Below are 1,981 nucleotides of genomic sequence, written 5' to 3'. Positions count from 1 at the left end.
ACAGCGCGCCCATCCAGACACATTCCGCACCCGCCGTGACGCACAGCGCGCCCGCGGCCAGCACATCGACCAGCAAGGACTGAGCGTGATCATCTCCCACAACGCGTGGGCGACGCGCGCCGCTGACCGTTCAACGGCAGCGGTGCGCTCGCCCCACGCCAGCAGTGCGCCCCCTCAACCCGGCGCTTCCGACGGCTACTCCGGAAGCGTCGGGCTTTCGCCTGCCTCGAGCGCCGGCGCCGCCGCTTCGCGCGAGACGACCAGCGCACGCGCACCCCGTCTCGCCGCCCTTCTGCTCGCGGGGATGTCACTCATGGGGGCAGTCACCACGGCCACCGCGGGAGGGCCCCTCTCCCCGCCCCTGACGCAGGCGATGCAGAGCGTGCCGGCGCCGTCAGCAACCTCGGTGCGGCAGACCCGCGATTCACTCGTCGACGCCATGATCGTGCGCGACGCGCGCGTCGGTGCGCCATCAGCGCAAGACGTGCAGCGCCTCAAGGACGCCCTCTCCGGGGTCGACACCGAGGTGCTGCAGTACGCGCGCAGCAACGGCACCCGCTGGGTGATCGTGCAGGAAGGCCAGAACCTCGCCGACGCGGGGGTCGTGCGCCCGCAGCATCGTCCCCAGGTTCTCGCGGAGGCCTCGCACGCGGCGACCGCGGCGAACGGGGTGCTGCGAGAAGCCCACTCACGCTTCGACGGGAAGCTGGGCGCCATCACCGATTCGCTCACACAGCTCAACGCCATGCCGGAAGACATGGGCGGCCCCGGCCCTGGCCCCGCACTCTCTCGCGCCGATGACGCCACGTCGGAGCGCATCAACAAGCTCTACCAAGACCTGCGAAGCACGCAGAGCGCGCAGAAGCGCTTCGCCCGCACCCAGCTCGAGCAGCGCACGGGCGACCGCGTGAAGCTCTACAACCCGGCCGAGGGAGAGGCGGGTGGGTCGACCACCTTCCGCAGCCTCGAGAGCATCAACACACCCCACACCCTCGAGCAGATGGCGCGCATGCACGGCGCACAGACGTCCGCTGAGATCGCCTCGTTCGTCAGCACGGTGAAGACCCTCAACCGCGACGCACTCCCCTCGCTGCAGGCGCAAGGGCTGCAGCGCTTGCAGTCGCGGCTCGCGGCGACGCGCCAGCTGGCCAAGGGCCCCGACGCCATTCCCCTCGATCACGAGAACAACCTCATCCTCGTGCCGAACACCTACGACTATCGGCCCGCGGGGCAGACCGGCGGCGAGGCCACGGTGGTCGACTACCACGACTACGCCTCGCTGCAGCAGTGGAACGACGCCTCGGGTCGCATCAAGCACGCCGATCCGAAGGTCTACACGGTCTCCGCCGAGCACTTCGACCGCGATGGCATGAACACCATCGTCATCCGCAGCACCGCCCTCACCCCGCAGTGCGCGGTTCACGAGCTGGGCCACTCGGTGGAAGGCATCATCGAGCGAACGGGCACCCCGTACGGGAAGCAGCTCGAACAGGCCCGGGAGAGCGCCTACGAGAACCCGCCCGACAGCGGATACATCACCGACTACGCCGCCACGAGCGCCAACGAGAACATGGCCGAGGGGTTTGCGATGCGCTTCAACAACCCGTCTCAGCTGCGGGCGAAAGACCCCGGGCTGTCTCGCCTCATCGACGGCGAGATCGCCTTCATCCGCACCCAGGCGGCTGGACAACAGGCCCGCGCGCACTGAGCCGCCGACGATGAGCAGGGGGCTTCTCCCCAAGATGGAATGATGGCATCGAGGGGTTTGATGAAGCGCGCGCTCGCGCTCGGCAGCCGAACGCGGCTTCGCCCCCCTGAAGGAGCGTACTGCGGTGAAGTGCCCAGGCTGCGGCCACATCAACGAGCACGAGCGCATCGTCTGCGGCGACTGCGGCAAGACGCTCGAAGACTGGAACAGGCAATCGGTGCTGCGCAGCGCCGCCGTCAACGATGCCCCCGCGCGCCCATCGCGCGAGGCTTC

At 69.2% G+C, this 1,981-nt stretch carries 2 protein-coding genes; both read left to right on the top strand.

The window, feature by feature from the left end; all coding sequences use genetic code 11:
* Positions 1-1,708, top strand: a 1,708-nt coding sequence (locus EB084_24385) for a hypothetical protein (protein ID NDD31402.1), incomplete at its 5' end; no start/stop codon positions are given.
* Positions 1,709-1,832: 124 nt separating this feature from the next.
* Positions 1,833-1,981, top strand: a 149-nt coding sequence (locus EB084_24380) for a zinc ribbon domain-containing protein (protein ID NDD31401.1), incomplete at its 3' end; no start/stop codon positions are given.

Source organism: Pseudomonadota bacterium, assembly GCA_010028905.1.
In the GTDB taxonomy this organism is placed as follows: Bacteria; Vulcanimicrobiota; Xenobia; order RGZZ01; family RGZZ01; genus RGZZ01.
This window is presented reverse-complemented; position numbering and strand designations above follow the sequence as displayed.